The organism is Pseudomonas sp. KSR10 (assembly GCF_022355455.1).
GTDB lineage: Bacteria > Pseudomonadota > Gammaproteobacteria > Pseudomonadales > Pseudomonadaceae > Stutzerimonas > Stutzerimonas stutzeri_E.
Window position 1 is genome coordinate 13,714 of sequence record NZ_JAKOEN010000006.1, and the last position, 25,070, is coordinate 38,783.

A 25,070-nucleotide genomic window follows, 5' to 3' on the forward strand; every position below is an offset into this window, starting at 1 on the left:
ATGGACCGAAGACATGTTCAACCCGGCCAACAACATCCATTTCAGCCTCGCTATCGAAGGTGCCGACCATGACCTACAGGTGCTCGAATTCAAAGGCCGTGAGGCGCTCTCACAACCCTTCGCCTTCGATCTTGAACTGGTCAGCGAACGCCCCGATCTCGACCTGGAAAGCCTGCTGCACCAGCCGGCCTTTCTGGCGCTCTCGCCGGCCGGTAACGGCATCCATGGCCTGATCTACCGCATCGCCCAGGGCGATTCCGGCAAGCGCCTGACGCGATACCACATCACCCTGCGCCCACAGGTGGCCTACCTGGCTCACCGCACCAACCAGCGTATCTTCCAGCACCTGACTGTGGAGCAGATCATCAGCCAGGTGCTCGAAGAGCACGGTATACAGGCCAATGCCTATCGCTTCGCGCTCGCCTCGGTGTATCCCGAGCGCGACTACTGTGTGCAGTACGACGAGACCGACCTGCATTTCATCCAGCGCTTGTGCGAAGAAGAGGGCATCCACTATCACTTCCAGCACAGCGCCTCGGGCCATGTACTGGCCTTCGGCGACGACCAGACAGGGTTTCCCAAGCTCGCCCCCGTCATTTATCAGCAGGATTCAGGTCTGGTCGCTGACAGACCAGTGATCAAGCGATTCGGCCTGCGCATGGAAACCCGCACCAGCCGCGTTACCCGCCGCGACTACGACTTCGAGAAACCGCGCCTGACCATGGAAGGCACCTTCCAGAGCGAGTTCCAGCCAGACCTGGAAGACTACGACTACCCTGGCCGATTCACCGAACGCGCACGCGGCAAGCACCTGTCGCAACGCGCCCTGGAACGCCACCGTAGCGACTATGAACTGGCCCAAGGCGAGAGCGATCAACCCCTGTTGGTCACCGGTCACTTCCTCGCGCTAAGAGGGCACCCTCGCAGTGACTGGAACCAGCTCTGGCTACTCAAAGAAATCATCCATGAAGGTAAACAGCCGCAGGTGTTGGAGGAGTCAGTTTCGCAATCGACGAATAACGCGGACTTCACGCAGGGTTACCGCAATCACTTCACCGCCACGCCCTGGGACATCCCCTTTCGCCCGGCGCTGAAGCATCCCAAGCCCAAAGCCCTCGGCAGCCAAACCGCAGTCGTCACCGGCCCTGCAGGTGAAGAAATTCACTGTGACGAATACGGCCGCATACGAGTGCAGTTCCACTGGGATCGCGAAGGCCAGGCCGACGACAAGACCAGTTGCTGGCTACGCGTCTCCTCGAGCTGGGCCGGGGACCGCTACGGCGGCGTCGCCATCCCCCGCGTTGGGATGGAAGTCTTAGTCACCTTCCTCGAAGGCGATCCCGACCAACCGCTGGTCACTGGCTGCCTGTACCACAAGGAGCATGTCGTCCCCTACGACCTGCCAGCGAACAAGACCCGTACCGTCTTCAAAACACTGAGCTCACCGGGCGGCGACGGCTACAACGAGCTGCGCATCGAAGACCGTAAGGGCGCCGAGCAGATCTACGTCCACGCTCAGCGCGACTGGGACGAGAATATCGAGCACGATCAGAAGATCCGCGTCGGCCACGAGCGCCACGACACGGTGGAAGGCAACAGCTACAGCGAGCTCAAGGCGGAGGAACACCGCACCACCCATGCCGATCGCAAGACGGAGGTCCGCACCAACGACCACCTCACTGTTGGCAATACCCAGCACCTGAAGATCGGCACGGGACAATTCATCGAAGCCGGCGACGAAATCCATTACTACGCCGGCAGCAAAGTCGTCATCGACGCTGGCATGGAGCTCACCGCGTCAGGAGGCGGCAGTTTCCTCAAGCTGGATCCGAGCGGCGTTACCCTTAATGGCGCGACCATCAAGATGAATTCCGGTGGGGCACCTGGCAAAGGTTCAGGGCTGAGCATTCTGGCTCCTGTGATTCCTTGGGCAGCCGACAATGACAAGGCCGGTGCGAAGCCAAAACTCGCGTTGGCTAATACCCAGCTGCAAATGGCCCGCAAGGCCAGGCAGATCGGGGCGAGTCGCTGCCCGATTTGTGAAGCGTGTAGGGATGGAATCTGTGCGGTGCAACCGAGCGCAATAACCACATCCCCTAATGCGCTAGCACTTGCAAGCCCCACGGCAAACCTGCCCTAGCACCCAGCGTAGCCGCACCAATCACGAGCGGCCCTGGTAGATGGGTGACCCAGGAGGCCGTTTACCACGGCGCCCGTAATATGGGAATGCTGGTTATCAATCACCTCGTATCAATGGGCGACGAGGGTCGAGCTTTTGGTTCAGACGGTAAGGACTATCAGCTCACCAAGCGCACCTTGATCCAGACCTGGCAACCGCTGGGAGAAAACGAACAACACCTCGCTGCCAGATCACCTATTCGTCGTTACGGCGAGGAGCACAGGATCGAGCAGACCTATCTAGAAGGCCCGGACGCGTGGCAGACGTCAGGAAAGTCGTGGCACTGGCAGCCTGTAACCGCCAACACCGTTTATGAAAATAAGGATCCCGAAACGTGATCAGAATACTGGCGCGGGTAAATAAAACGCTACTGATATGGGGGCTTCTGGATGCATTCTATGTCGTCTGGTACAGCCTGATGAGCTGGAAAAACGGCCGCATCCCTTATATCACCGACCTATCCAACACCCTTGCGCTTGGCTCTGAACTTGGCGGCCCCAATATCGCAGTGGCGACCATGTCATGGTTTCTGCAGTTTTCCGTCATATTGAGCGCCGTGCTGTTCCTGTGCGGTTACCGGTGGGCTCGCTATCTTGGTTTTGCGCAGATTCCATTCCGGCTCTTGCTCATATACCCATCGGTTTCGCTGATTCTCCTGGCAGGTAGCTACTGGCCGGATCATCAGGTCATGCTGGTTGTTCTGGTTCTCGCCTCAGAAGCACTGAAAGCCCTGTCATTGTGGAGGTTCGCATGACGCAGGCAGTCACTGCTTCAGACTGGATCGCCGACCAGCTTGTCCAACAACACGAACTGCTGCTAATCGTCGACCGTCTCGCAGAACCGGATCTGATCGAAGCCCTGTTTAGCGCGGACCTGATGCAGGACTACGTCAACCTTTACCGAGGTACCGAGTTCGCTGAAATGGCAGATGTCGGACCCTGGCTGGTTCGTTTGCACAACCCCGCTTCGGAGTTCATCCAAACGCTGCTTGATACACCTGAACGCGGCTGGGGCTGGCTGGCCAGCGCCGTCCAGATCGACATGCCCGCCCTCGCCGATCACTGGCGGGCGCGAATGCTGATTGTAGAGGAGGATCAACGTGCTCTATACCGTTTGCAGGACAGCCGAGTAATCGCCCACCACCTGTGTGGATTGCCTCTGGAGCAGCATCATCTGCTGCTGGGTCCCCTGGCTAGCGCACTATGCTGGAACGGTAGTGCTTGGTCGAGATTCGACAACCCAGCCCCTGCCTACTGCCCTCCTCCGTTTGCAACGCCCTGGCTCGATCTTCCCGAGCCACCTACGACCGCGCGGCAGATCCGCCATCACAACTTACTACAGTGGCTCTGGCAGCAATTCCCGACTGCGACTGCCAAACTGGCCGAGCACGTTTTGCTAGATGAGTGGCTCGATGAGCAGCTCGACCAGGCCGAACAGTGGCGATGGCATGCGCCGGAGAAGCAACGCTTTCTGTTGCAGTACCGCCTGGATCACGTTCTGGCATCGCATTCGTTCTGGTCTGCCCACACCGCAGAGACACCCGAACATCACTTTGTTCGCTGCCAAGTCGCAGTTGCCAATATGGAGCACACTCACTCATGACCCGTCACACCGCGCATCTGCTGGCAATCGGCTTGGGCAGTTTGCTTACAGCCTGCGGCTCAATCACCCCGTTCGCGGGCGACAGTTTCACTCTGGAAGGCCAACTGCCACCGAAATTCGCCCTCATAGCCCAGGCTCACTATGGTGTCGCCAACGACTGCAATGGCCCCGCCCGCGCGCGTTCCTTCGAAAGCGACTTCGAGGACGGCACCCACGAATATCGTTTCAGGATACCTATCAGCTACCGCGACGGTCTTTGCGAGATGCGCCTGGCCCGCGTCGGCCTGTTCATTCACGGCCGCTACGGCGAAAAGGATTGGCAGCGCACCTACGACAATGGAGGTCTGGTGCTGATCGACGTGCTGCCTGAAGGCGCGCCGGGATTCGATGCCAACGGGAGATTGAGCAAGACAGCGGAATGCACGTGGCTGTTCCAACTTAGCAAGGCGTACTCCAGGAAAGGAGAGGTCAGTAGGCTACTGAGCTGTAAGGGGGCAGGAGCTCACCTCGCATTCGACGAGTTAAAAAACAAAACCGTAAAGCTTGATATCAGTACCGCTACCCGAGACAAACCATATATGCGGGGGTATTGGCTAGAAACCCAACATGGTTGGAAACCTTGCACAGGCCGGTGGGGTACCGACTATGAAGAACGCTGTACAAAACCGCCTCAATTTCGCACCTTTAAGATGAACGGCCGCGAATGCTCCGTTTACCCAAACTGCATAGAGTGATCACGGATGAACAGCTCGCCAAATACTGTCAGCCTCGAATGCCCTAGCCGCCGTAACCGAATCAGTTTTCGGCTGGTAGACGAGCACGGAAGTGGGAAACCGTACGCCGGACTCGCTTATAAGCTGCACGATAGCCAAGGGCAAACATATGCCGGCCAACTAGACGAGGACGGATACGCTGAAGTGCTTCAGCTCTATCATGGGGCGGTGATTCTCCAGCTATCGGAGAGCTACTCAGGAAACGATGAATGGTACACGGCGATTTCAAGTCGTGAAAACTTCATGCTTCCCTTAACGGCACTGCAAATAGCAGCCGAACAATCGCCTTCAGGCCCCCGCCGCTCCGATGGTAAAACCTACCTAGCGGAAGCTCGCGCTACAAAGGAATGCGCTCAGTTCTTCCGTGTGGAAGTTAGCGACTTCGCCGAAGCCAAAAGCCATCTACCGGAGAGTGACTCTGCATGGGGACCTCGCCCGGCGGCTAAACTCAAATGCAACGCCGGTCTTGCGCAGTGTCAACCGGGCATAGCCCTGGCCCCGGATGCCCACCATTTGCTCGAAGTCAAAGCACTCCGCGCTTACAGCCCGCTGCTCTCGAGAGATAAGGCATTCTGCGCCTTGAATGCCTATCATCTGGCGGTGATGGGAGCCTTCGCTTACGCCCCGTTCAGCAAGCCCCAGGAATCAGGAACTCCCTACGCCTCGAATCCGCCCCCTTATCCCGATCCGGGCTCGATAGGGCATGTGTTGCGTGAACAACTGGCCCGCTTAAAAAAATCCCAGCTCTTTGGCGAAGCGCGCTATCACCTACTGTATGAGGAAGTGCCCTACTCCAAGCGCTTGGAAGTTATGCCATACGATCCAGAGCGCTATCGCGAAGAAGCGTTGAAAGGCTGGCGCAATCCTGAAGATGTCCATTTCCTGCATCACGAGCAATCCGACACGCAGGCTTTCATCACCCACAGCGATAAGGTCATGCTGATTTCCGTGCGCGGCACCCTCGGACTAAAAGATTTTTTGCTCGACGCCGATGCACGACAAGTACCGTTTACAGAAGGCGTTGGTCAAGCGCACAGAGGCTTCTACAACGCATTCAGCGCAGCCAAGATTTTTGTCGAGCGCTATATGGAAGCCTTCTACAAGGGGCAGACCGTGATCATCTGTGGGCACAGCCTTGGCGGTGCGGTTGCGCTACTGCTCGCTGCATGGGTAAGCGAACGTTGGTCGGAAGATACGCAGCTTTATACGTTTGGTGCGCCACGTGCTGGCGATCAAGCTTTCGTCCAGAGCGCAAATGGTCTAACGCACCATCGACTGGTAAACCACAACGATCCGATTCCAGGGGTCCCGTTCATCTGGATGGACGCTGAATGGAAGCTTGCTGCCGCGGGCGTCGTCGCGTTGTTCAGCTCCCCTGCAGTGGGAATTTCTCTACTTCTGGGCGGCTTGTTGAACCTGCAGGGCGACACTTATGAACACCATGGTGAACAACGCCATTTCGTGTCACGGAAACCTAGCAGCGGCAGCGCAAGCGCAGTGCTGTGGCAACCTAATTGCGCGCTTATCGACGAGCAAGCCTGCGCCCGTTATGCCGGCGCGCTCAATCTGAAAGACGATATGCCTGAGCGTGCAGCCTTCGCCAATCAGCTCATCTCGTTTCCAGAGCACTCCAGCGATAGCGGTTACAGCCGGGCCATGCTCACCACGCTGTTGCGCTGGCATACCAGCATCGCGGAGCGCGACGGAGCCCTATTTACGGCTACAGAGATTCAGAACATTCACCGAGTAATACAACTCGCCGCGGAAGAACTGGCCAGTTGGCGGCCACGAAGTTTTGCCGAATTCCAGCATGAAGTCAGGCTACGTCACGACAGGCGCTTCTACAACAAGACTGAAACGGAGCTCATGCAGCTCTACCAGGAGGGAATCACTGCGGTGCGCCAGCTAAGCGCCCAACAACGTGACGCGCTGGCTCTGGCGAAGCAGCGGCTGCTAAACGAGGCGGATCGAAAGCTGACCGCACAAGACGTTTTCGGCGATCTTTGGAATCGGGGGGATATCCCGAGCTTGGTAGAGCAATGGCTCGCTTTGGACTCAAACCGTAAAGCAGCACGGCTGGCTCAAACTCAGGACACGCTAAGACCTGCGCTTGCCTGAATTTACTGCCGAAGCGCCTGCCTTGAGCTTCGAATTCAGGCATGTGCGTCTAACGTATTTACAAGCTGTAGCAGCGGATTCGCCCCCGGCGTAAAGCACCGGGTAGGCCTCTATAGAGAAAAGCCCTTAAATAACCTACAGCAGCGTCTTGGCGATTCATGGCCCTGCTGCCGGACAGGTGCGTCTCGTTCCCGTACATCTAGTCTGACGTCTCCTTACGCTTGCCCACGTAGCCAAGCGGTCTCTCAGGTCTGGCGAGCCACATTTATAGCCCCAGCTCTCGTTTCCGACGCAAACCGGCTATTTTTCGTGACCCCGTTCACCCATGCAGACAAGCGGGTGAACTTCAATACTCAGCCTGAGTCTCGCTTCGCCGTTTCGGCGAGCGGGGCCGTCTGCCCACACGCTTTCAAGGAGGAAATCGCGTGCTAGCCCGCTATTGCGCCCTCGTTTTATTCGCCGCATCCCTCGCCCTCGCCGGTTGCTCCGGCAACTACAAGTTCAATGATGACGAATATCGCCCGTTGGGTGATCCGCAGGCGTCCATTCGCGGCAACTGACTCACTAGGAGAAAAAACCATGGAATTGGTTTTCGATATGGTCAGCGCGCAGCAATTTGCGCCAGGCCTCATCAGCAGCAAAACCTTCAAGCAGGCCGGAGGCATCATTGGCCGTGCCGAGGACTGTGACTGGGTGATACCGGACCGCAAACGTGTCTTGTCCAGCCGCCACGCCGAAGTGAACTACCGGGACGGTGCCTTCTTTCTTACCGACATCAGCAGCAACGGTATCCAACTCAAAGACACTGGTGCCAGCCTGGACAAGGGCCGGGCGCAGCGCATCGAGCACGGCAGTGTGTATTGTTTGGGGGGCTTCGAAATCCGTGCGCGGCTGATTCAGGATCCGGCCTCCTTTGAAGGCGATATCGGCCGTCCGCAGCCAGCCGGAAGCATCATTCCCGACGACGCCTTCCTCGATCTCGATCCACTAAATGCAATGGATCAGCAGGAGCGGGTCTATGCAGAGGTCGACGATCTTACCGCCGTGCTCGCCCCGCCTCGAGCGCACACCCAGCAACGCGACTACGCCCAGATCGACGAAGAAAACTTGCAGGTTCCTGAGCTGGTGATACCCAAGCCAGCTGCCCAAGCCAAGGTTCCGCCAGAGCCAGAGCGGCTATCGCAGGGTTTCTGGGCGCGCTTCGGTGAGGCGATGGAGGTCCCCCTGGACGACCTCGACGAGGAAGGCCGTCAGGCACTGGCGCTCAAGGCTGCGAGCCTACTCAAGCAAAGCGTCGGCGGATTGCAGCAGACACTGCGTACCCGCAGCGAACTGAAAAATGAGATGCGTCTGTCGTTGACCACCGTACAGAGTGCTGGCAACAACCCGCTCAAGCACAGCATCGACAGCGGGGAAGCGCTGAACCTCTTGCTGCGGGGGGGGAAATTGGGGCAGCTACCTGCTGAACAGGCCATGGGGCGCGCCTATCGGGACCTGCAGGCGCACCAGGTGGCGATGCTGGCTGCCAGTCGCGCCGCCATCAAGAGCATGCTTGAGCAGTTCTCCCCAGACCAGTTGGCATTGCGCTTCGAGCGTGACAACAAGCCGCTGATTTCCACCGCAGGGACTCGTTGGCGCGCCTACAAGCGCCTACATCTGGCCATGCAACGTGACGACGACTGGAGCGAGCGGCTGTTCGCTCGAGACTTCGCCCAGGCTTACGAGGAGCAAGTTCGCCTGATCGCCACGCTCAACACAGACCTTCAAGGATGATGTTCATGTCTCGCTTTCTTTCCGCCACGGTGTTTACTGCGCTTGCCGTTCTGAGCGGTTGTTCTGCCCTCTCGCCCAACTCGGACCTGACCAAGCTCGACCTGTCGCTACAAGGTGGCGACAGGCTCAACCCCGACCTCAACGGACGACCCTCACCCATCGTGATTCGCCTGCTGGAACTCAAGCATCCGGTGGCCTTCGAGAACGCTGATTTCTTCTCGCTCTACCAACGCCCCAAGGAAGCCCTGTCCCCGGACTTGGTGATTCAGGAAGAGCTGGAACTGCGCCCGGGCGAGCAGCGCGACCTGAAGCTGTTCGTTCGGAAAGGCAGCCGCTACGTCGCCGTGCTGGCCGCCTACCGCGACCTGCCCGAATCCAACTGGCGTTTCGTTATTCCCTTGGAGCAAAAGGCGCAGAACCGCATTGAGCTCGGTCTCGACGAACGCGGCATTCAAGCCGTCGATCCGCTCACGAGGGGGAAATGATCGATGAGCATGAACAAGGTGATCTGGCAGGAGGGCATGCTGCTACGTCCGCAGCACTTCCAGCAAAGCGACCGCTATTACGATGCGCAGCTCAAGCTGCGAACCCAAAAGTTGGGCCACTACGCCTGGGGCTTCTTCGAGCTGGAGATCGATCGCCAGTTCCTAAACATGGGCAAGCTGGTGCTTAGCCAGGCCAGTGGTCTGCTTCCTGATGGCAGCCTTTTCGAGATTGGCGCCGAGCGTGAACCACTGGCTCTGGACGTGCCGCCCAATACCGGTAACACCCCTGTGTACCTGGCTTTACCACTAGTCACCGGCAACCATATCGAGAGTCGTCGCCCAGAGCAGAAAGACGTACTGGCACGCTACATCGCGTTCGATGAGGAAGTCGCCGACTCCAACGCCGGCGATAGCAGCAGCAGCCAAGTCAGCACCGGCCGATCAGACTTTCGCCTGCTTCTGGGTGAGCAGCAGAGCGACCAGGCCTACGTAAAACTCAAGCTCTGCGACATTCTCGACACCACGCCGGATGGGGTCATCAGCCTCGACCCCGAGTACATCCCGACCTTCATCGACTTTCAGGCTTCCGGCTATCTGCTGTCCTGTCTAAAGGAAGTGATCAGCATGCTCGGCCATCGCGGCGACATCCTCGCCGAACGTATCCGCGCCACCGGTAAGGTCGGCGGAGCGGAGGTCGGCGACTTCATGATGCTGCAGTTGATCAACCGCTACGAGCCCGTGCTACGCCACTACATGGGTATCGATCGGGTGCATCCCGAGCAGATCTACCGCGAGCTGCTGGGTCTGCTCGGGGAGCTGGCGACGTTTTCCAGCGAGACGAAGCGTCCTCGGCTGGAGGGTCGCTACCTGCACAACGATCAGGGACTGTCGTTCCGCAAGCTGATGGATGCGATCCGCCAGGTCCTGTCGATGGTGCTCGAACAGCACGCCATCGAGTTGCTACTGCAGCAGCGCCAGTACGGCATCCAGGTCTCCCCGCTGCACGACCACAAGCTGCTCGGCAGCGCTTCGTTCGTACTCGCCGCCAGCGCCCAATGCGATTCCGAAGAGCTGCGCACGCGCCTGCCGGCTCATCTCAAGGTCGGCCCGGTGGAGCGCATTCGCCAGTTGGTCAACCTGCACCTGCCGGGGATCAAGGTCAAACCGCTGCCAGTTGCACCGCGACAGATTCCGTTCCACTCCGGCAAGACCTACTTCTCCTTGGAGCTGAGCTCCGAGGAGCTGGCGCAATTGGAGCGCTCCGGCGGCTTCGCCTTCCACGTGTCCGGTGAATTTTCCGGGCTTGAGCTGAAATTCTGGGCGATCAGGAACTGACCAATGATCAGAGAAATGGACTACGGGCAGGACGACAAGACGGTCATCCTCAATCGCCACGGCGACGCCCCGGCGCAAAGCCCGCTGACGGATTTCAGCGCCCCTCCGCGCTTCGAGCAGCTCGAGGAGCGGATGATCTACGCCGCGCGCCTGCGCCCGGCGGAAACCTTCAACATCAGCCTCAACCCGCTGGTGGCGGCGGCCTCCTCGTTGCTGTCGGAAGTGGTGCGGCTCAAGCACAGCTACGAAGGCGAAGACCTGCATGCGCTAAACCAACGCCTGTCTGGCGAACTCAAGCTGTTCGAACACCGCGCCCTGCACGATGGCGCCGAGAGCAGCCAGGTCATGGCCGCGCGTTATGTGCTGTGCACCGCGATCGACGAAGCGGTGGTGACCACGCCCTGGGGGAACGAGAGCGAATGGTCGCAGATGAGCCTGCTCTCCTCCTTTCACAACGAGACCTTCGGCGGCGAGAAGTTTTTCCAGCTGCTCGAGCGTTTGTCACGCAACCCGGTCAAGCACCTGCCAATGCTGGAGCTGATGTACCTCTGCCTGTCGCTCGGCTTCGAGGGCAAGTACCGGGTGATGCCGCGCGGCATGGTCGAGCTCGAAGCGGTGCGCGACAGTCTTTACCGGCAGATTCGCCAGCTGCGCGGTGACGTACCCCGCGAGGTTTCGCCGCATTGGCAGGGGCTACGCGATACGCGCCGCCGCCTGGTCCGCATCGTGCCCTGGTGGTTGGTCACGCTGTTCACGCTGATCTGCCTGGTAACGTTGTATGCGGGGTTCGCCTGGGTATTGGGCGAACACCGCGACACCGTTCTACAGCCGTACCAACCTGTTGATCCGACCGTTCAGGTCGAGCCCAAGCCGTAACAAGGATGTAATGCCATGAAGGTTTTTTTCGGCAAGCTTGCCGCGTTTTTCCGCAAGACCTGGGTATGGAGCCTATGTGTCCTGCTGGTGCTGATCCTGCTGGTGTGGTTCGTCGGCCCGCTGCTCGCAGTTGACGATTACAAGGTCTGGGAGTCCTCGACCAGCCGCCTGCTGACCATCGCCGGTCTGTGCCTGGCCTGGGGGCTGTTCATTGTCTTCACCAGCTGGCGCACTACCCGCCGCAAGCAGGCCGAAGCCAGCGACGAACAGGCCCAGGAGCGCCTGCGCTGCGAAGGTTTGGTTAGCGAAGAGCAAGGCATCCTACGCCAGCGTTACCGCGACGCTATGCGCACGTTAAAGAGTTCGAGCCTGTATCGCGGGCGCAGCGAAAAATGGCGCAATGATCTGCCCTGGTACCTGTTGCTCGGCCCGCAAGGCAGCGGCAAGACCTCGATGCTCGACTTCTCCGGCCTGGACTTTCCCCTCAACCGTGGCGAAAACCAGCGCCTGACCAAGGATGTCTCGGGCACCCGCTACGCTGACTGGTATTTCGCCGATCATGCGGTGCTGATCGACACCGCCGGCCGCTACCTGACCCAGCCCGACGCCCCCGTGGACAGCAAAGCCTGGGATACGTTACTTGGCCTGTTGCGCCGCCGCCGTGCGCGTCCGCTCAACGGTGTGCTGGTCAATATTCCGGTCGAGCAGCTGCTCCAGTCGAACGAACTGGAACTCGAGACTCTGGCGCGCCAAAGCCGCCAGCGCCTGCATGAGATCCGCCAGCGCCTCGGTGCCGACGTGCCTATCTATCTGGTCTTGAGCAAAGCGGACAAGGTGCTTGGCTTCGACGAGTTCTTCGATCAGCTCTCGCGAGAGGAAAGCGATCAAGTGCTGGGGACCAGCTTCCGAAAGGAACAGGACGGCACCGACGTCAACGTGGTTCGGGGCGAATTCGAGGAACTGCTGCGCCGGCTCAACAGCCAGATCATTCTACGCATGCACCAGGAGCGCGATACCCAGCGCCGCGGACGCATCCTCGACTTCCCTCACCAGCTTGGCCAGATCGGCGAGCGTTTGTGCCTGTTCGTCGAGCTGGCATTCTCCGGCAACCGCTATCAGCGTGCCAGTCAGTTGCGCGGTTTCTACCTGACCAGCGCACCGAAACTACAAAACGGACTCGATCCGCTCACCAGTGGAATCGGTCGCAACATCGGGCTGTCGAGCAGCGCCCTGCCTATCTACCGCAGCGGCCGAGCGCGCTTTATCAACCACCTGCTCAGCCGTGTGATTTTCCCCGAAGCCGATCTTGCCGGGCTGGACCAGAAGGAACTACGCCGTATCGACTGGGGACAGCGCGCTCTTTATGCCACGAGCTTCGCGTGCCTGGCGCTGTTCGGCGCGCTGTGGGCCAACGGCTTTTCCAACAACCACCAGCGTCTCGAGCAACTACGCAGCCTCGCCGAGCATCTGGGCCGTGAGCATCAAGCCATCTCTGCTCAGGACGATGCATTGCGCACACTCAAGGCATTGGATACCAGCTACGCGGCCACACAGGTGTTCCCGAATAAAGCCGAGCTGGCCTACCTGCAGCGTGCCGGGCTCTACCAGGGCGAACGGGTAGATCCGACCCTGCATCAGGCCTACCGGCGCGAACTGGAAGACTTGCTGCTGCCGCGCGTAGCACGCCAGCTCGAAGCGCAGATCCGCGCTAACCTCACCGACCGCGAGCGCCTGCTGGGCAGTCTGCGTGCCTACCTCATGCTCAACCTGGAGCAACGGCGCGAAAACGGCTTCCTCAAGGAGTGGCTAGCAGCGGACTGGTCACTGCGCTATGCCGGGAATGCCGTGGCGCAAAATGGCCTGCTTACGCACTTCGAGCGGCTGCTCGACGAAAGCTTCACGGCCTACCCGCTCAACGACCAGCTGGTCGCCGAAGCGCGCCAAGTGCTACGCAGCGAATCGCTGGCCAACGTCGTCTACCGGATGCTGCGCGACCAAGCCCGCAGCCTTCCGGACTATCGCTTCAGCCAACGCCTCGGCCCTCAGGGCGCCCTATTCAACGGCAGCGACTATGCCATTCCCGGCCTCTATACCCAGAATGGCTATCAGAAGTTTTACGTTGCCCAGGGCAGCGATCTGGTGCGCGAAATTCTGCGTGACAACTGGGTACTCGGAGGGGGCGACAGCCTGAGCCTTAAGGATCTGAGCCACCTCATGGTGGAGATGGAACAGCTCTATTTCCGCGATTATGCCAACTACTGGAGCGAAGCAGTCGCACAACTGACGCTGGAGCCGATGGCAGGTGCTGGTCAGGGCGCGGTATTGCTCAGCGGGCTGAGCGCAGCCAATTCGCCGCTGTTGCAATTGCTCGTCGAAATACGCGACAACACCTACTTCGCGGGGGTGGCTGACGCCGCTGACGATGCTGCAGACGCTGGCGATGCGCTCAAGGGCGCCAACGGCAAGCTGGGCAAAGCCGCCATGCTGGCATCGGCCGCTGCCGAGCAGGCTCAGGTGGTATTGGCCAAGAATCTTCCGGACACCGCGCGCAAAACCTTGGAGCGCCGCTTCGAACCCCTACATCGTCTGCTCGACGAGAATTCGGGCGCGAGCGCCGAACTGGTCCCGACGCTGCAGGCTCTCGATGCGCTGCAATTGCAACTGGCGGGTCTGGCCCACGCCAGCGCGCCTGATCAGGCCGCGTTCGAACTCGCCAAAGCACGCATGGGCGGCCAGCGAGATGCGATCAACCAGTTACGCGCCAGCGCAGCCCGTTTGCCGCAACCGATCGGCAACTGGTTCGGCCTGCTCGCTGAAGACAGCTGGACGCTGGTGCTGAACGACGCCTACCACTACCTCAACCAGCGCTACCAAAGCGAGCTGTACGCGTTTTACAAAGGATCGCTGCGCCAGCGCTATCCGTTCAGCGCCCATAGCGAAAGCGATGTTGCCATCGCTGACTTCCGCGAGTTCTTCAAGACACAGGGCGTGGCCGAAAGCTTCTTCGATCGATACCTCAAGGCCTTTGTGAGCGGCAGCGCTGGCCAGTATCAGCTGCGTCGTGTCGATGGCCGTGGCTTACCTCTGTCGCGCGAGTTCTTGGCCCAGATGAGCCACGCACAAACGATCCGTCGCAGCTTCTTCGCCGAGAACCCGAACGAGCCGCAGATCCGCTTCAAACTTGAGCCCTATTCGCTGGATTCGAGCCTGGGCCGCGCCGACTTCCGCTTCGGCAATCAGCAGATGGAATACCGCCACGGCCCGATCGTGCAGACAGCCTTCAGCTGGCCTGCCGACGCCGAAGACGGCCGCACCAGCCTGGTTGTCGAAGAGCTCGGTGGACACCGTGTCGGCATTGAGAAGAACACCGGTCCCTGGTCGCTGTTCCGCCTGCTGGACCTGATGCAGGTGGACTACCACAGCGGCCGTGACGTTTTGATGCTCAAAGCGAATCTGGCCGGCCGTCACGCCAATTACCTGCTGCACAGCCAGCGCTCGCCGAACCCGTTCGACATCGCCTTGCTGCGCGACTTCAAGCTACCGGCGACCCTGTGATGACGAGCACCGCAAGCCCCGCCCATGGCTGGCGTAGCGCCGCGCGAACCGACACCGGCAAGGTTCGCACGCGTAATGAAGACGCCTTCCTCGACCTCCCTGAGCAAGGCTTGTGGGCGGTCGCCGATGGCATGGGTGGCCATCACAACGGTGCATTGGCCAGCCGCTTGATCGTTGAGCAACTGGCCGACTTACCGAAAGGTAGCCTGACCGAACGGTTGGCCAACCTGCGGCGCTGCCTGCATGACCTGAACCGCCGGCTCGGGCAGGAGTTGACCGTCACCGCTGATCGTCCAGACCCGGTGATTGGCAGCACCGTGGTCGCACTGCTGATGGAGAATAATCGCGCCGCCTGCGTCTGGGCCGGCGACAGCCGCTGCTACCTCTGGCGTGGCGGTCGCCTGTATCAGCTTTCGCGCGACCACTCACTGCTGCAACAACTGATCGACGAACAAAACCTAAGCCCGCAGGAGGCTGCACGCCGCCCCGCTGCGCATGCGCTCACTCGCGCTGTCGGTGCCAGCGAGCATCTGGTGCTGGACATTCTTGAGTTCGATGTCTATCCAGGCGACGCCCTGCTGCTGTGCAGCGATGGCCTCTACCAGACTCTATCGCCGGACGCACTGGGTGCAGCGCTCAATTCGCCGTCGCCGGCGCTTGCGCTGCAACGGCTGTTCGACCTGGCCATGGACGGTCCGGCGCGGGACAACCTCAGCGCCGTGGTGGTACGCCGATGAACGAGCCCATAGGGGCCGAGCCGGCTTCGGACCTGACCTACTTCGCCTTCGCCTCCACGGCTGCCATGCCTGGCACTCCGACGTCGTCGGCCACCCATACCAACGAGTTGCCGCAGGTATTAGGCGGTCGCTACCGAATTGAACGACTGCTCGGCGTGGGCGGCATGGGAGCCGTCTACCGCGCCCGGGACCTGCTACGTGAACAGTTCGGCGACCCGGAGCCCTACATTGCGCTCAAAACCCTGAACGATGAGTTCGCCGAGTACCCCGACGCCCATGCGCTGCTTTATACCGAGTTCGCCCTGACCGCACGGCTTAGCCATCGCCATGTCGTACGGCTGTTCGGCTTCGATGTGGACACAGCCAGCCAGAGAGCTTTTATCACCCTTGAATTGCTCAAGGGTCCGACCCTCGACCAATTGCTCAGCGAGCGCCCTGGTGGCCTCGCCTGGGACGAGCTGCGCGAAATCGCCCTGCCGCTGATCGAAGCGTTGGCCTACTCCCATAGCCACGGCGTGATCCACGGCGATATCAAACCAAGCAACGTAATGCTTGCCGAGGACGGGTTGCGCTTGTTCGACTACGGCCTCGCCCAGCCACTCGAGGAGGTTCTCAAGAAGCTACCACGCCTCTCTCGTAATCGTTTTAAGGCCTGGACGACCCGCTACGCGGCTCCAGAACTGCTGGAAGGCGCCGAGCCTTCCTCAGTCAGCGACATCTACGCGCTTGCGTGCCTGCTATTCGAACTTGCGAGCGGCCAGCACCCGTTCCGCCGGCTGAGTGCCAAGCAGGCCAAAGCTATGGCCCTGGAGAAAGAGCTGCGGTGCCCACCAAATCTGATGCATGGCTGGCCAGTACTGCGTTCGGCGCTGGCGTTCAATATCCCTGACCGCACGGCGAGCTTGACTCAACTACTGGAAATTTTCCGTCGCCCCGCACCTAGCCGCCTGCAGCGCTGGTTCGGGCGCCCCCATGGATGACATAGGAAACAAGGAAGCGCCATGTTCAACGCGGCTAACGACACCCACTTCAGCCTCACCATCGAAGGCGTCGAGCACGACCTACAGGTACTCGCTTTCACCGGTCGCGAGGCCATCAGCCAGCCCTACCGATTCGACCTGGAGCTTGTCGGCGAGCATCCCGATCTCGACCTGCAGAGCCTGCTGCACAAGCCAGCATTCCTGTCGCTCTCTCCGGCCGGCAATGGCATTCACGGATTGATTCATCGCGTCGCACAGGGCGAGTCCGGCAAGCGCCTAACCCGCTACCAAGTAACTATCGTTCCGCAACTGGCGTACCTCGCCCACCGTACCGATCAGCGCATCTTTCAGCACCTGGCCGTACCGCAAATCATCGCCCAGGTGCTTGAGGGTCACGGCATTCAGGCTGACGCCTATCGTTTTCAACTCGGTCCTGTGGTCTATCCCGAACGTGACTATTGCACGCAGTATGACGAGACGGACCTGCACTTCATCCAGCGCCTGTGCGAAGAGGAAGGTATCCACTATCACTTCGAGCACAGCGAACGAGGCCACGTGCTGGTGTTTGGGGACGACCAGACGAGCTTTCCCAAACTCGGCCAACCGACTGCATACCTCCAGGACAGCGGGCTGGTCCCCGACGAGCCAGTGATCAAGCGCTTTGCCGTCCGCCTGGAGACCCGTACCAACCGCGTCAGCCGGCGCGACTACGACTTCGAGCAGCCGCGTCTGGTGATGGAAGCCGGCCACAAGGGCTCCGAACAGCAGAGCGCATCAGGATCTGACCTAGAAGATTACGACTACCCGGGGCGCTTCACCGAGCGCGCCCGCGGCAAGCATCTATCTCAGCGTGCCTTAGAACGCCACCGTTCCGATTATCGGCGGGCTGAAGGCCGAAGCGACCAGCCCACGCTGGTCAGCGGTCATCTGTTGGAAATTTCCGACCACCCTCGACGGGAATGGAACGACCTCTGGCTGCTGACTGAGGTGTTTCACGAAGGTAAACAGCCGCAGGTGTTGGAGGAGTCGATTGCCAATAACTCAAGTCAGCGCGGGCACGGGCGCGCCCGCACAACTCAACCGGAAGAAGGACTGAGTTCTACGGAAGATCGCTTCACTCAAGGCTATCGCAACCGCTTTTTCGCAACCCCATGGGATGTTCCGTTCCGGCCCGCTTTGGACTACCCAAAACCCCGCTTACTCGGCGCCCAGACCGCAGTCGTCACCGGCCCCGCCGGAGAGGAGATCCACTGCGATGAGTACGGTCGAATCAAGGCCCAATTTTTTTGGGACCGCGAAGGCCAAGCGGACGACAAGACCAGCTGCTGGCTACGCGTCGCCAACAGCTGGGCCGGAGACGGCTACGGCGGTATCGCCATCCCGCGCGTCGGCATGGAAGTACTGGTTACCTTTCTGGAGGCCGACCCCGATCAACCCTTGGTCACAGGCTGCCTCTACCACGCCGAACACCAGGTCCCCTACGACCTGCCGGCGAACAAGACCCGGAGCGTTTTCAAGACACTGAGCTCACCGGGCGGTGGCGGCTACAACGAGCTGCGCATCGAGGACCGCAAAGGTGCCGAACAGATTTACATCCACGCCCAGCGCGACTGGGACGAAAACGTCGAGCACGACCAGAAAATCCGCGTCGGAAACGAACGCCACGACAGTGTAGAAAAGAACAGTTACACCGAGCTGCACGCCGAAGAACACCTGATCGTCAGAACCGAGCGCAAGGTGGAAATCAAACCCGACGACCATCTCGCGGTCGGGCAGAACCAACATATCAAGCTCGGCACCGCCCAACTGACCAAAGCCGGCCGCGAGATACACCTCAAGTCCGGCCAGAAAATAGTCATCGAAGCCGGCATCGAACTCACCCTCCACGCTGGCGGCAGCTTCATCAAGCTCGACCCCGGCGGCATCACCGTCAGCGGTCCATTGGTCAAGATAAATGCCGGTGGCGCGCCGGGCAAAGGGACTGGGATAAAGATCAAGCCGCCGGTGCTGCCGGGGATGGCGGATCGCGACAAGGCGGGGAGTTTGTTGGAGCAGGCGCAGCTAGGTGAGGCAGGCAACTTGACCACCAAACGCAAGCGCTCGCTTAACTTTTCGGGTTAAGAAAAGGATAGGGCAAGCCGCCAGGCGTGCTCATAGGCAAGGAGCAATGTACGAACATGGCCGAAAACAAACCGATCAATTGGAGCTACCCGTTCCCCAGCAGGGACGCAACCAGCAATCCGCTGCAGCTACTTACCCTTATGGCGTCAGCCAAGGGAGGCTACTACCCGACCGGCGAGAATGGCCTATGGCATGGCGGCGTGCATTTCGACGACGGCACTGCAGCCGAGTTCGATCAATCGAGCGTGCGCTGCATCGCTGATGGAGAGGTGATCGCCTATCGCATCGACGAGCACTACCCCGTCAGCGAGTTTACGGACGAGATCCCGCTGATCAAACGCACGCCGTTTTCGACGGGGTTCGTTCTGGTCAAGCACAGCCTACAGGCACCACCACTACGCAATGCCGACGGCAGCATTGATGATCGGAGTATCCCTCCAAGCCTGACCCTCTACAGCTTGTATATGCACTTGCTGGACTGGGCGGGCTACCAGGCGCAGCCAGACCTGACGCGCCCCGCCTTCTGGGAAACGAGAAGCTATACCGTCAACACGCAGAATCAAGGTTTGAGCGTCCGTGCGGGTCCGAGCAAGAACGCCGTCAAGCTTTCCGAGCTGTCCAGGGGAGCCGAAGTTGCCATTGGCGAAACGCAAGGCGAATTCAGCAAGCTGGTCAGCCTGATCAGCGGAACGGCGCAACCCGTCATGGCGACCAATGAAAACGGGCAACTGCCTGGCTACGTATTCACCAAGCTGCTCAAACCGCACAGCGAACCAGCGGAATACGACAAGGTCGTCGTCCTCGACAGCGGGCGGCCAATCAAGGCCGGTGCTCTGATTGGTCATCCGGGCCTGTACCAGAACCACGACAGCGCCGCCCAGCATATGGTCCATATCGAGCTCTTCAGCTGCGACGATGTGCCTGCGTTCCTCACTCAGAGTCGCGCCTGGGCGGGCCGCCTACCCGACGACCAGAAAACCCTGCTCAAGGTCTACAAAGGCGCAAGCAAGCTGATCAGGCACCGGGACGACATCAGCGCTGATAGTCCACCCAGGCTCAGCGACGAAGGCTCTCAGATCGGTGTCGACCTGATCATTCCGCAAGCGCTGCTGGACGGACTACCGGCTTCGAGCAAGATCCATGTCAAGACCGCGGACGATGGCGACACGACCCGCTGGTGGCGACTGGACAGCCTGTTCGCTGACGCCAACGGGAATCCCATCGACGGCTGGCTGGCCGAACAGGAATTGATCACTACCCGCCACAGTCCCTGGGAGTGGGAGGGCTTCCAATGCGTCGAGGAAACCGGGACGCCCGTCGAAAAGCTTGCCTATAGTCTCGATGCCCGCCGCCTGCTAAATACGGAGGAACAGCAAAACTATCACGCCCAGATCAACAAGGCAGACGGCGGTCCCATCCTGACGCTGGCTCGGCTGCACGACATCGTCGACACAGATAAGGACGGAATTCTGACCAGCACGGAAATCCGTGCTGCCCTTACGAAGCCTTGGCAGGCGCAACTGCTCGGCCAAATGATCACCAGATATCAAAGCGAATGGTTCTGGAACAGGAGTAAATGGAATGAACTGGACCCGTTACTGGAGGAGGAACCTGGAAAACCGAATTTTATTTGGGAAGCGGAAAAACGGCGGATTGAGAAGCTGAGCTGGTGGAGTGATCTAGCGGAAAGGTATGGGCTCGGTGGGGATGGGAAGGCTTGGCATTTTCAGCCGCCAGGCTTAATTGGTAACCTTTATATTCTCGAAGACGAGAATGATTTGAAATGGCTAAAAGTTCCGCGAGGACAACTAACTTTCGACGTCGAAGGCAACGACAACCCAGGTTCAATTTATTTTAGCCGAGTGGCTCATTGGCCTCCTGTAGGAAACTCCGGCGTAACCCTCGGCCGCGGCTACGATATAGGTCAACAACCTAATGTAAAAGCCGATCTTGAGAGTGCGGGGATTGAAGAACCATTCTTATCTTGGCTTGTGGCTGGACAAGGCAAAACACAAGTAGAGGCATGCAGCTACTTGTCAGCCGCACCTGAAGAGTTGCGCAAACTTACGATTACTAGAAAACAACAACACCAGCTATTTCTGTTTACATATCATCTAATGGAGGCTGATGTGAAGCGCATCAGCACCGCGAGCACCACTCTTAACAGATATTTCCCCACCATGTCCGGACGAGGCGAAGAAGCGTGGAACGCAATTGATGAGAAGATAAAAGATCTTATGATTGATTTGAGATATCGAGGCGATTACAAGCCAGCTACAAGAGAAAAAATTCAGGAGCTATGTTATAAGAATGATTTCCCTAACCTCAAACAAGCAATGCAAGACCAAGCATTCTGGGTATCGACACACAATGTGCCGCCAGACAGATTCAACAGACGGAAAGAGTATACGAATGATTGGTAAAGCAATATTTACAGCTTTCTTCTTCACCGCCTTGGCCCATGCTGGCCTTGAGACGGAAATAGCACAGCAACAAGAAACAGAAAAACAGCTCCGAATGGAATTAGAAGCACAAAAAGACCTAGCCGAACACGCATACAAGGAAGTAGTTGAATTTGCATCAACCTCTCCAACCAATCATGAAGAGCAGGTAAAGAGATTGGAAGAAGCATTTAAAGTATGGGATGATTTTATCGAAAAGACTTGCCGAGCCGAAGCTCTCGAAAGCATTGGAACTCGAGCAGAGCAAGCTAATAAACTCGACTGCATGATAAAACGATACAAGGAAAAAGAGGCGTATTTTAACTCCACTATCTGATTGCGGAATGCACGTGCCATGTTAAAACATCAACCCATAATGAAACGAGCGAAAGCCATCACTTGCTAGTCACCACGATAAAATTGGCATGATTTAGAAAGCTCTTCTAGAGCTTCGGAAGCAAAGATATCCACTGAACATTACTTAGAGATATCTGCGCCCAAATATCCTTCGTCAAGAATTTCCTACTCCATAGCTTTCACTAGCCGCGTTTATCCCTACTAACGCCATAAATTCAGCTGAAAAATCGCCGAAACCCAAGGACCTATGCATGGCGTCGTTATCTAAAGGAGATCAGCTTACTTAAGCTAAGGCCTCCGTCCCGAATACGGTGTAGGGAACCAGTTTGACTAACCGAGGGTCGCTCGCTCTCGCCAATACCGTCTCATCATGTCAATGCCGAGCTACTCACGAAGCCATATCTGGCAAAAGCATATTGCCATCACTCTTTAACCCTGCCATAAAAGCGCATTCGCCATTACCGTTACAAGGATGTACCAATGCGACTAGTGCGACGTGTCCTGTTGGCTGTTTTGTTGCTGGCTGCGCTGGTGGTCGGGGCTGGGTTGTATTTTGTGGCCTATCCCAACCTGCCTGACTATGAGGCGCCCAAGGTGCTTCGCTACCTCGACCAATGGAGCGAGGCAGACCGGCAAACCTATTACTACACGCCACAAGGCACCCAGGTTAAAGGCCTGGAATACGACTGGTTCGGAGCGCTGGAGCTACCGCTCAGTAGAGCCAAATTAGCGGCACCCGACTACCTGGCCCGCTTCGGATTTCTGATCGATCCCACACAGAAGGCCACTGCACTGAACCCTGGCAATCTTCCGGTCGGCTTTGCCCGACATGAAGATGACGAGACAGGAAGAGCCTACCTGGACGTCAGCTGTGCGGCGTGCCACACCGGCGAGCTGCGCTACAATGGTCAGGCCATACGCATCGACGGCGGCGCGGCGATGCACTCACTGGCGTCGACCGTACCGACTTTGCGCGGCGGGTCCTTTGGCCAGGCGCTCGGCATGAGCATGGCATTTACCTACTACAATCCGCTCAAGTTCCGCCGTTTCGCTCATGAGGTGCTGGGTGAGAACTACGAGCGTGATCGTAGCCAGCTGCGCCGGGATTTCAAGCAGGTGCTCAATCGGCTGCTCGGCACGGCCTACAACGACTGGCATCGTGGACTCTACCCGACCGAGGAAGGCTTCGGCCGCACCGATGCCTTCGGGCGCATCGCCAACACAACCTTCGGTGACGCCATTGACCCGGTCAACTACCGCGTCGCCAACGCCCCGGTTAGCTATCCGCAACTCTGGGATATCTGGAAGTTCGACTGGGTTCAGTGGAACGGCTCGGCCATGCAGCCTATGGCGCGCAACATTGGCGAGGCACTGGGCGTGGGTGCGCGACTGCAATTGCTACACGAAGATGGCCAACCGGTTCCCGAGGCCGAGCGTTATGCGTCCGGCGTGCGTGTACGAGACCTGCATAGGCTTGAAACGACCCTGATGCAGCTGACCCCGCCACGCTGGCCTGAAGAGGTGCTGGGCCAGGTCGATCTCCAGCAGGCGAGCCAGGGGCGCGCGCTGTACTGGGAAAACTGCGCGCACTGTCACGACGCCAAGCCCAAACCGGCCGACAAGCGCCTTGCTCCAAGCCGCGAGCCGGAGTGGCGCATGCCAGTCGTTGCGACCTCTTTCGTTGGTACCGACCCGACCACAGCCGACAACATTGCCGACCATCGCTTCGATCTCACCCGTTTGGGCTGGAAGCAGGAGGAGCTGAATCGGCTGGACGTCCGTCTGTTCGGTAAATCGGCAGGCGAACTGGACCTGAGGAAGGTTTCTAGCGCTAAGGGGCTGGCCTATATCACCGCTTACGTCAGCGACCGCGCATATCGCGACGCGGGCATCACGCCGGAAGAGCGGGCGGAATTCGATGGCTTCGGGCTGCCGATCGGGGTGCAGGAAGTCCGCGGTTATAAGGCGCGCCCGCTAGACGGCATCTGGGCGACGCCTCCTTTTCTACACAACGGCTCCGTGCCAACCCTGTTCCAGCTGTTGTCGCCCGTCGCCGAGCGGCAAAAAACCTTCTGGACCGGTAGCCGAGAATATGACCTGCGGCATGTCGGCATCCGCACCGAGCGCTTCGAGGGCGGGTTCCTGCTGGACACCTCGATCACCGGCAATAGCAATCGCGGTCATGAATTTCGTGCTGGATGCCGCGGCAACGGCGTGATTGGTCGTGCCCTTGAGCCGCACGAACGCTGGGCTCTGGTGGAATACCTCAAGGTATATGGTGATCCGCGCTTCGAGCCTCTGCTGAGCGACATTCCACCCCGCCGTTACAATCCTGGCCCGGCCTGCCGTTGATCAGCGCATAAGGAGTTGCACATGTTTACACGGTTCTGGCTCTGGCTCGGGCGCCTGCTCAGCCGACTGCTGGTCGCTTTGATCGCGCTCGGCGTGACCGTCTGGGCAATCAGCTTTGTCTTTTACCATTTCAAATACAGCGGTCCAGTTCCGACCGAAGAGATGGTCGCGCCCGACGAAGCCTCCGACACGCAGGCGATCATCGAGAACGCTATCGCGGTGATCGAGCAGCATCGAGACAACACTCGCGTGCTTCGTGACGCACACGCCAAAGCGCATGGCTGCGTTAAGGCCGAGGTGAGGGTACGTGAAGATTTGGAGAGCGCGCTGCGCCAGGGTGTATTCGCGGAGCCAGGCAAAACCTGGCAGGCCTGGGTGCGGCTCTCCAACGGCAACGCTTATCCTCAATTCGACCGGATCAAGGACGCCCGCGGTATGGCTATCAAACTGCTCGATGTGCCCGGCGATAAGCTCACCCGCGACCCGCACCATGCCGGGGAGCAGGACTTCGTGATGTTCAACCATCCGGTGTTCTTCGTACGCGACGTCGCAGAATATCGCAGCAACTTTGCAGCTCAAGCCGAAGGCAAAAAATTGTTGGCCTTCTTTCCGAGTGCCGACCCACGCAGCTGGGAACTACGCCACCTTTATATCGCGTTGGAGACACTCGCACCGGCACCCGAGAGTCCAGTCGCGACCACCTACAGTTCAGTGGCGCCATACAAGCTCGGCCCGCACAACATCAAGTACCGCGTAATCCCCACCCCCGAGCATTGCCCGGACTACCGTCTGCCAGAGCAGAACCGCGATCTACCGAACTTCCTGCGCAGTGCGCTCTACCAGCAATTGTCGCTGGACCGCGCGCCAGCCTGTTTTCAGCTTCAGGTTCAGCGGCAGAACGCAGACCATTACATGCCGATTGAGGACACCAGTATCGAATGGGACGAGTCAGTTTCTCCGTTCGAAACGGTTGCCGATATCCGCCTCCCTGCGCAGGACTTTGACAACCCCGAACAGAACCTTGCCTGCGACAATCTTTCGTTCAACCCTTGGCATGCGCTGCCAGCGCACCGGCCGATAGGTGGCATCAACCGACTGAGGAAGACGGTCTATGAGGCGATCAGTGCTTACCGAGCAGAGCGAAATGGTTTTGGCCAGCTAGGTGCTAACCAGGAAACGCCGCGTTGACGCGCTTTCTCAAGGCTGCTTGAACTCAAGAATCTGCGAGACCGTTTTACGGTTCAGCTTTGCTCGTAAGCACTTGAAAAACAGGTGGGCCGTATCCGACTCCCCATTATCTGGACGAAGCAGCTGACATTGACGAGCGTAAACCAGCAGGCACTCATCGAAACCAGCCTGCAACTCGGCTTCGTGCCGATTCTGGCC

At 59.0% G+C, this 25,070-nt stretch carries 20 protein-coding genes; 19 read left to right on the top strand and 1 reads right to left on the bottom strand.

All coding sequences use genetic code 11. From position 1 onward, the window contains the following. Positions 1-13: 13 nt before the first annotated feature. From MCB86_RS02430 to MCB86_RS02520, 19 genes are all read left to right on the top strand, one after another. A complete protein-coding gene (locus MCB86_RS02430; protein ID WP_239609571.1) occupies positions 14-2,140 on the top strand; it encodes a type VI secretion system tip protein VgrG in 2,127 nt (708 codons plus the stop codon). A 44-nt stretch (positions 2,141-2,184) separates the two neighbouring features. Further along, positions 2,185-2,517, top strand: a complete 333-nt coding sequence (locus MCB86_RS02435) for a hypothetical protein (protein WP_239609573.1) — start codon at positions 2,185-2,187, stop codon at positions 2,515-2,517. After that, positions 2,514-2,933: a hypothetical protein gene (locus tag MCB86_RS02440; protein ID WP_045160055.1), complete on the top strand. Its 420-nt coding sequence runs from the start codon at positions 2,514-2,516 to the stop codon at positions 2,931-2,933. Before MCB86_RS02435 ends, MCB86_RS02440 begins: the two co-directional genes overlap by 4 nt. Next, on the top strand, positions 2,930-3,781 hold the full coding sequence (locus MCB86_RS02445) for a DUF4123 domain-containing protein (protein ID WP_239609575.1): 852 nt from the start codon (positions 2,930-2,932) through the stop codon (positions 3,779-3,781). Before MCB86_RS02440 ends, MCB86_RS02445 begins: the two co-directional genes overlap by 4 nt. Continuing rightward, positions 3,778-4,515 (top strand): hypothetical protein, encoded by a 738-nt coding sequence (locus tag MCB86_RS02450; protein WP_239609577.1) that lies wholly within the window; start codon positions 3,778-3,780, stop codon positions 4,513-4,515. The genes MCB86_RS02445 and MCB86_RS02450 overlap by 4 nt, the downstream gene beginning before the upstream one ends. Before the next feature lie 183 nt (positions 4,516-4,698). Further along, positions 4,699-6,672: a lipase family protein gene (locus tag MCB86_RS02455; protein WP_239609579.1), complete on the top strand. Its 1,974-nt coding sequence runs from the start codon at positions 4,699-4,701 to the stop codon at positions 6,670-6,672. 425 nt (positions 6,673-7,097) lie between these two features. Next, complete coding sequence (locus MCB86_RS02460) at positions 7,098-7,232, top strand: hypothetical protein (RefSeq protein ID WP_045160052.1); 135 nt, start codon at positions 7,098-7,100, stop codon at positions 7,230-7,232. A 19-nt stretch (positions 7,233-7,251) separates the two neighbouring features. Then, positions 7,252-8,445 (top strand): type VI secretion system-associated FHA domain protein TagH, encoded by a 1,194-nt coding sequence (gene tagH / locus MCB86_RS02465; protein ID WP_239609582.1) that lies wholly within the window; start codon positions 7,252-7,254, stop codon positions 8,443-8,445. 5 nt (positions 8,446-8,450) lie between these two features. Then, a complete protein-coding gene (tssJ, locus tag MCB86_RS02470) occupies positions 8,451-8,930 on the top strand; it encodes a type VI secretion system lipoprotein TssJ (protein WP_045160070.1) in 480 nt (159 codons plus the stop codon). A 3-nt stretch (positions 8,931-8,933) separates the two neighbouring features. Then, positions 8,934-10,265, top strand: coding sequence for a type VI secretion system baseplate subunit TssK (gene tssK, locus MCB86_RS02475; RefSeq protein WP_239609584.1), 1,332 nt, complete (start codon positions 8,934-8,936; stop codon positions 10,263-10,265). A 3-nt stretch (positions 10,266-10,268) separates the two neighbouring features. Further along, positions 10,269-11,141, top strand: a complete 873-nt coding sequence (icmH, locus tag MCB86_RS02480; protein ID WP_045160049.1) for a type IVB secretion system protein IcmH/DotU — start codon at positions 10,269-10,271, stop codon at positions 11,139-11,141. Between the two features lie 15 nt (positions 11,142-11,156). Continuing rightward, positions 11,157-14,696, top strand: a complete 3,540-nt coding sequence (tssM, locus tag MCB86_RS02485; protein WP_239609587.1) for a type VI secretion system membrane subunit TssM — start codon at positions 11,157-11,159, stop codon at positions 14,694-14,696. Continuing rightward, entirely contained in the window at positions 14,696-15,433 is a 738-nt protein-coding gene (locus MCB86_RS02490; RefSeq protein WP_239609590.1) for a PP2C family serine/threonine-protein phosphatase, read from the top strand. The genes tssM and MCB86_RS02490 overlap by 1 nt, the downstream gene beginning before the upstream one ends. Continuing rightward, positions 15,430-16,413, top strand: coding sequence for a serine/threonine-protein kinase (locus MCB86_RS02495; protein ID WP_239609593.1), 984 nt, complete (start codon positions 15,430-15,432; stop codon positions 16,411-16,413). Before MCB86_RS02490 ends, MCB86_RS02495 begins: the two co-directional genes overlap by 4 nt. A gap of 21 nt (positions 16,414-16,434) precedes the next feature. Next, positions 16,435-18,534, top strand: a complete 2,100-nt coding sequence (tssI, locus tag MCB86_RS02500) for a type VI secretion system tip protein TssI/VgrG (protein WP_239609595.1) — start codon at positions 16,435-16,437, stop codon at positions 18,532-18,534. 56 nt (positions 18,535-18,590) lie between these two features. After that, positions 18,591-20,957 (top strand): hypothetical protein, encoded by a 2,367-nt coding sequence (locus MCB86_RS02505; protein WP_239609598.1) that lies wholly within the window; start codon positions 18,591-18,593, stop codon positions 20,955-20,957. Further along, positions 20,947-21,312 carry a hypothetical protein gene (locus MCB86_RS02510; RefSeq protein ID WP_045160044.1) on the top strand — a complete coding sequence of 122 codons (366 nt, stop codon included), beginning with the start codon at positions 20,947-20,949 and terminating at the stop codon, positions 21,310-21,312. Before MCB86_RS02505 ends, MCB86_RS02510 begins: the two co-directional genes overlap by 11 nt. A gap of 500 nt (positions 21,313-21,812) precedes the next feature. Further along, positions 21,813-23,684 carry a di-heme-cytochrome C peroxidase gene (locus MCB86_RS02515; protein WP_239609600.1) on the top strand — a complete coding sequence of 624 codons (1,872 nt, stop codon included), beginning with the start codon at positions 21,813-21,815 and terminating at the stop codon, positions 23,682-23,684. A 21-nt stretch (positions 23,685-23,705) separates the two neighbouring features. Next, positions 23,706-24,872 carry a catalase family protein gene (locus MCB86_RS02520; protein ID WP_239609603.1) on the top strand — a complete coding sequence of 389 codons (1,167 nt, stop codon included), beginning with the start codon at positions 23,706-23,708 and terminating at the stop codon, positions 24,870-24,872. Between the two features lie 9 nt (positions 24,873-24,881). On the opposite strand, the gene MCB86_RS02525 is transcribed toward MCB86_RS02520, so the two are convergent. After that, a partial coding sequence (locus MCB86_RS02525; protein ID WP_239609605.1) for a hypothetical protein occupies positions 24,882-25,070 on the bottom strand: 189 nt, incomplete at its 5' end.

Excerpts from the sequence above, each read along its gene's own strand:
- MCB86_RS02430 (WP_239609571.1), top strand. The coding sequence starts at position 14 with ATGTTCAACCCGGCCAACAACATCCATTTCAGCCTCGCTATCGAAGGT.
- MCB86_RS02445 (WP_239609575.1), top strand. The coding sequence starts at position 2,930 with ATGACGCAGGCAGTCACTGCTTCAGACTGGATCGCCGACCAGCTTGTC.
- MCB86_RS02450 (WP_239609577.1), top strand. The coding sequence starts at position 3,778 with ATGACCCGTCACACCGCGCATCTGCTGGCAATCGGCTTGGGCAGTTTG.
- tagH (WP_239609582.1), top strand. The coding sequence starts at position 7,252 with ATGGAATTGGTTTTCGATATGGTCAGCGCGCAGCAATTTGCGCCAGGC.
- tssJ (WP_045160070.1), top strand. The coding sequence starts at position 8,451 with ATGTCTCGCTTTCTTTCCGCCACGGTGTTTACTGCGCTTGCCGTTCTG.
- tssK (WP_239609584.1), top strand. The coding sequence starts at position 8,934 with ATGAGCATGAACAAGGTGATCTGGCAGGAGGGCATGCTGCTACGTCCG.
- icmH (WP_045160049.1), top strand. The coding sequence starts at position 10,269 with ATGATCAGAGAAATGGACTACGGGCAGGACGACAAGACGGTCATCCTC.
- tssM (WP_239609587.1), top strand. The coding sequence starts at position 11,157 with ATGAAGGTTTTTTTCGGCAAGCTTGCCGCGTTTTTCCGCAAGACCTGG.
- MCB86_RS02490 (WP_239609590.1), top strand. The coding sequence starts at position 14,696 with ATGACGAGCACCGCAAGCCCCGCCCATGGCTGGCGTAGCGCCGCGCGA.
- MCB86_RS02495 (WP_239609593.1), top strand. The coding sequence starts at position 15,430 with ATGAACGAGCCCATAGGGGCCGAGCCGGCTTCGGACCTGACCTACTTC.
- tssI (WP_239609595.1), top strand. The coding sequence starts at position 16,435 with ATGTTCAACGCGGCTAACGACACCCACTTCAGCCTCACCATCGAAGGC.
- MCB86_RS02505 (WP_239609598.1), top strand. The coding sequence starts at position 18,591 with ATGGCCGAAAACAAACCGATCAATTGGAGCTACCCGTTCCCCAGCAGG.
- MCB86_RS02510 (WP_045160044.1), top strand. The coding sequence starts at position 20,947 with ATGATTGGTAAAGCAATATTTACAGCTTTCTTCTTCACCGCCTTGGCC.
- MCB86_RS02515 (WP_239609600.1), top strand. The coding sequence starts at position 21,813 with ATGCGACTAGTGCGACGTGTCCTGTTGGCTGTTTTGTTGCTGGCTGCG.
- MCB86_RS02520 (WP_239609603.1), top strand. The coding sequence starts at position 23,706 with ATGTTTACACGGTTCTGGCTCTGGCTCGGGCGCCTGCTCAGCCGACTG.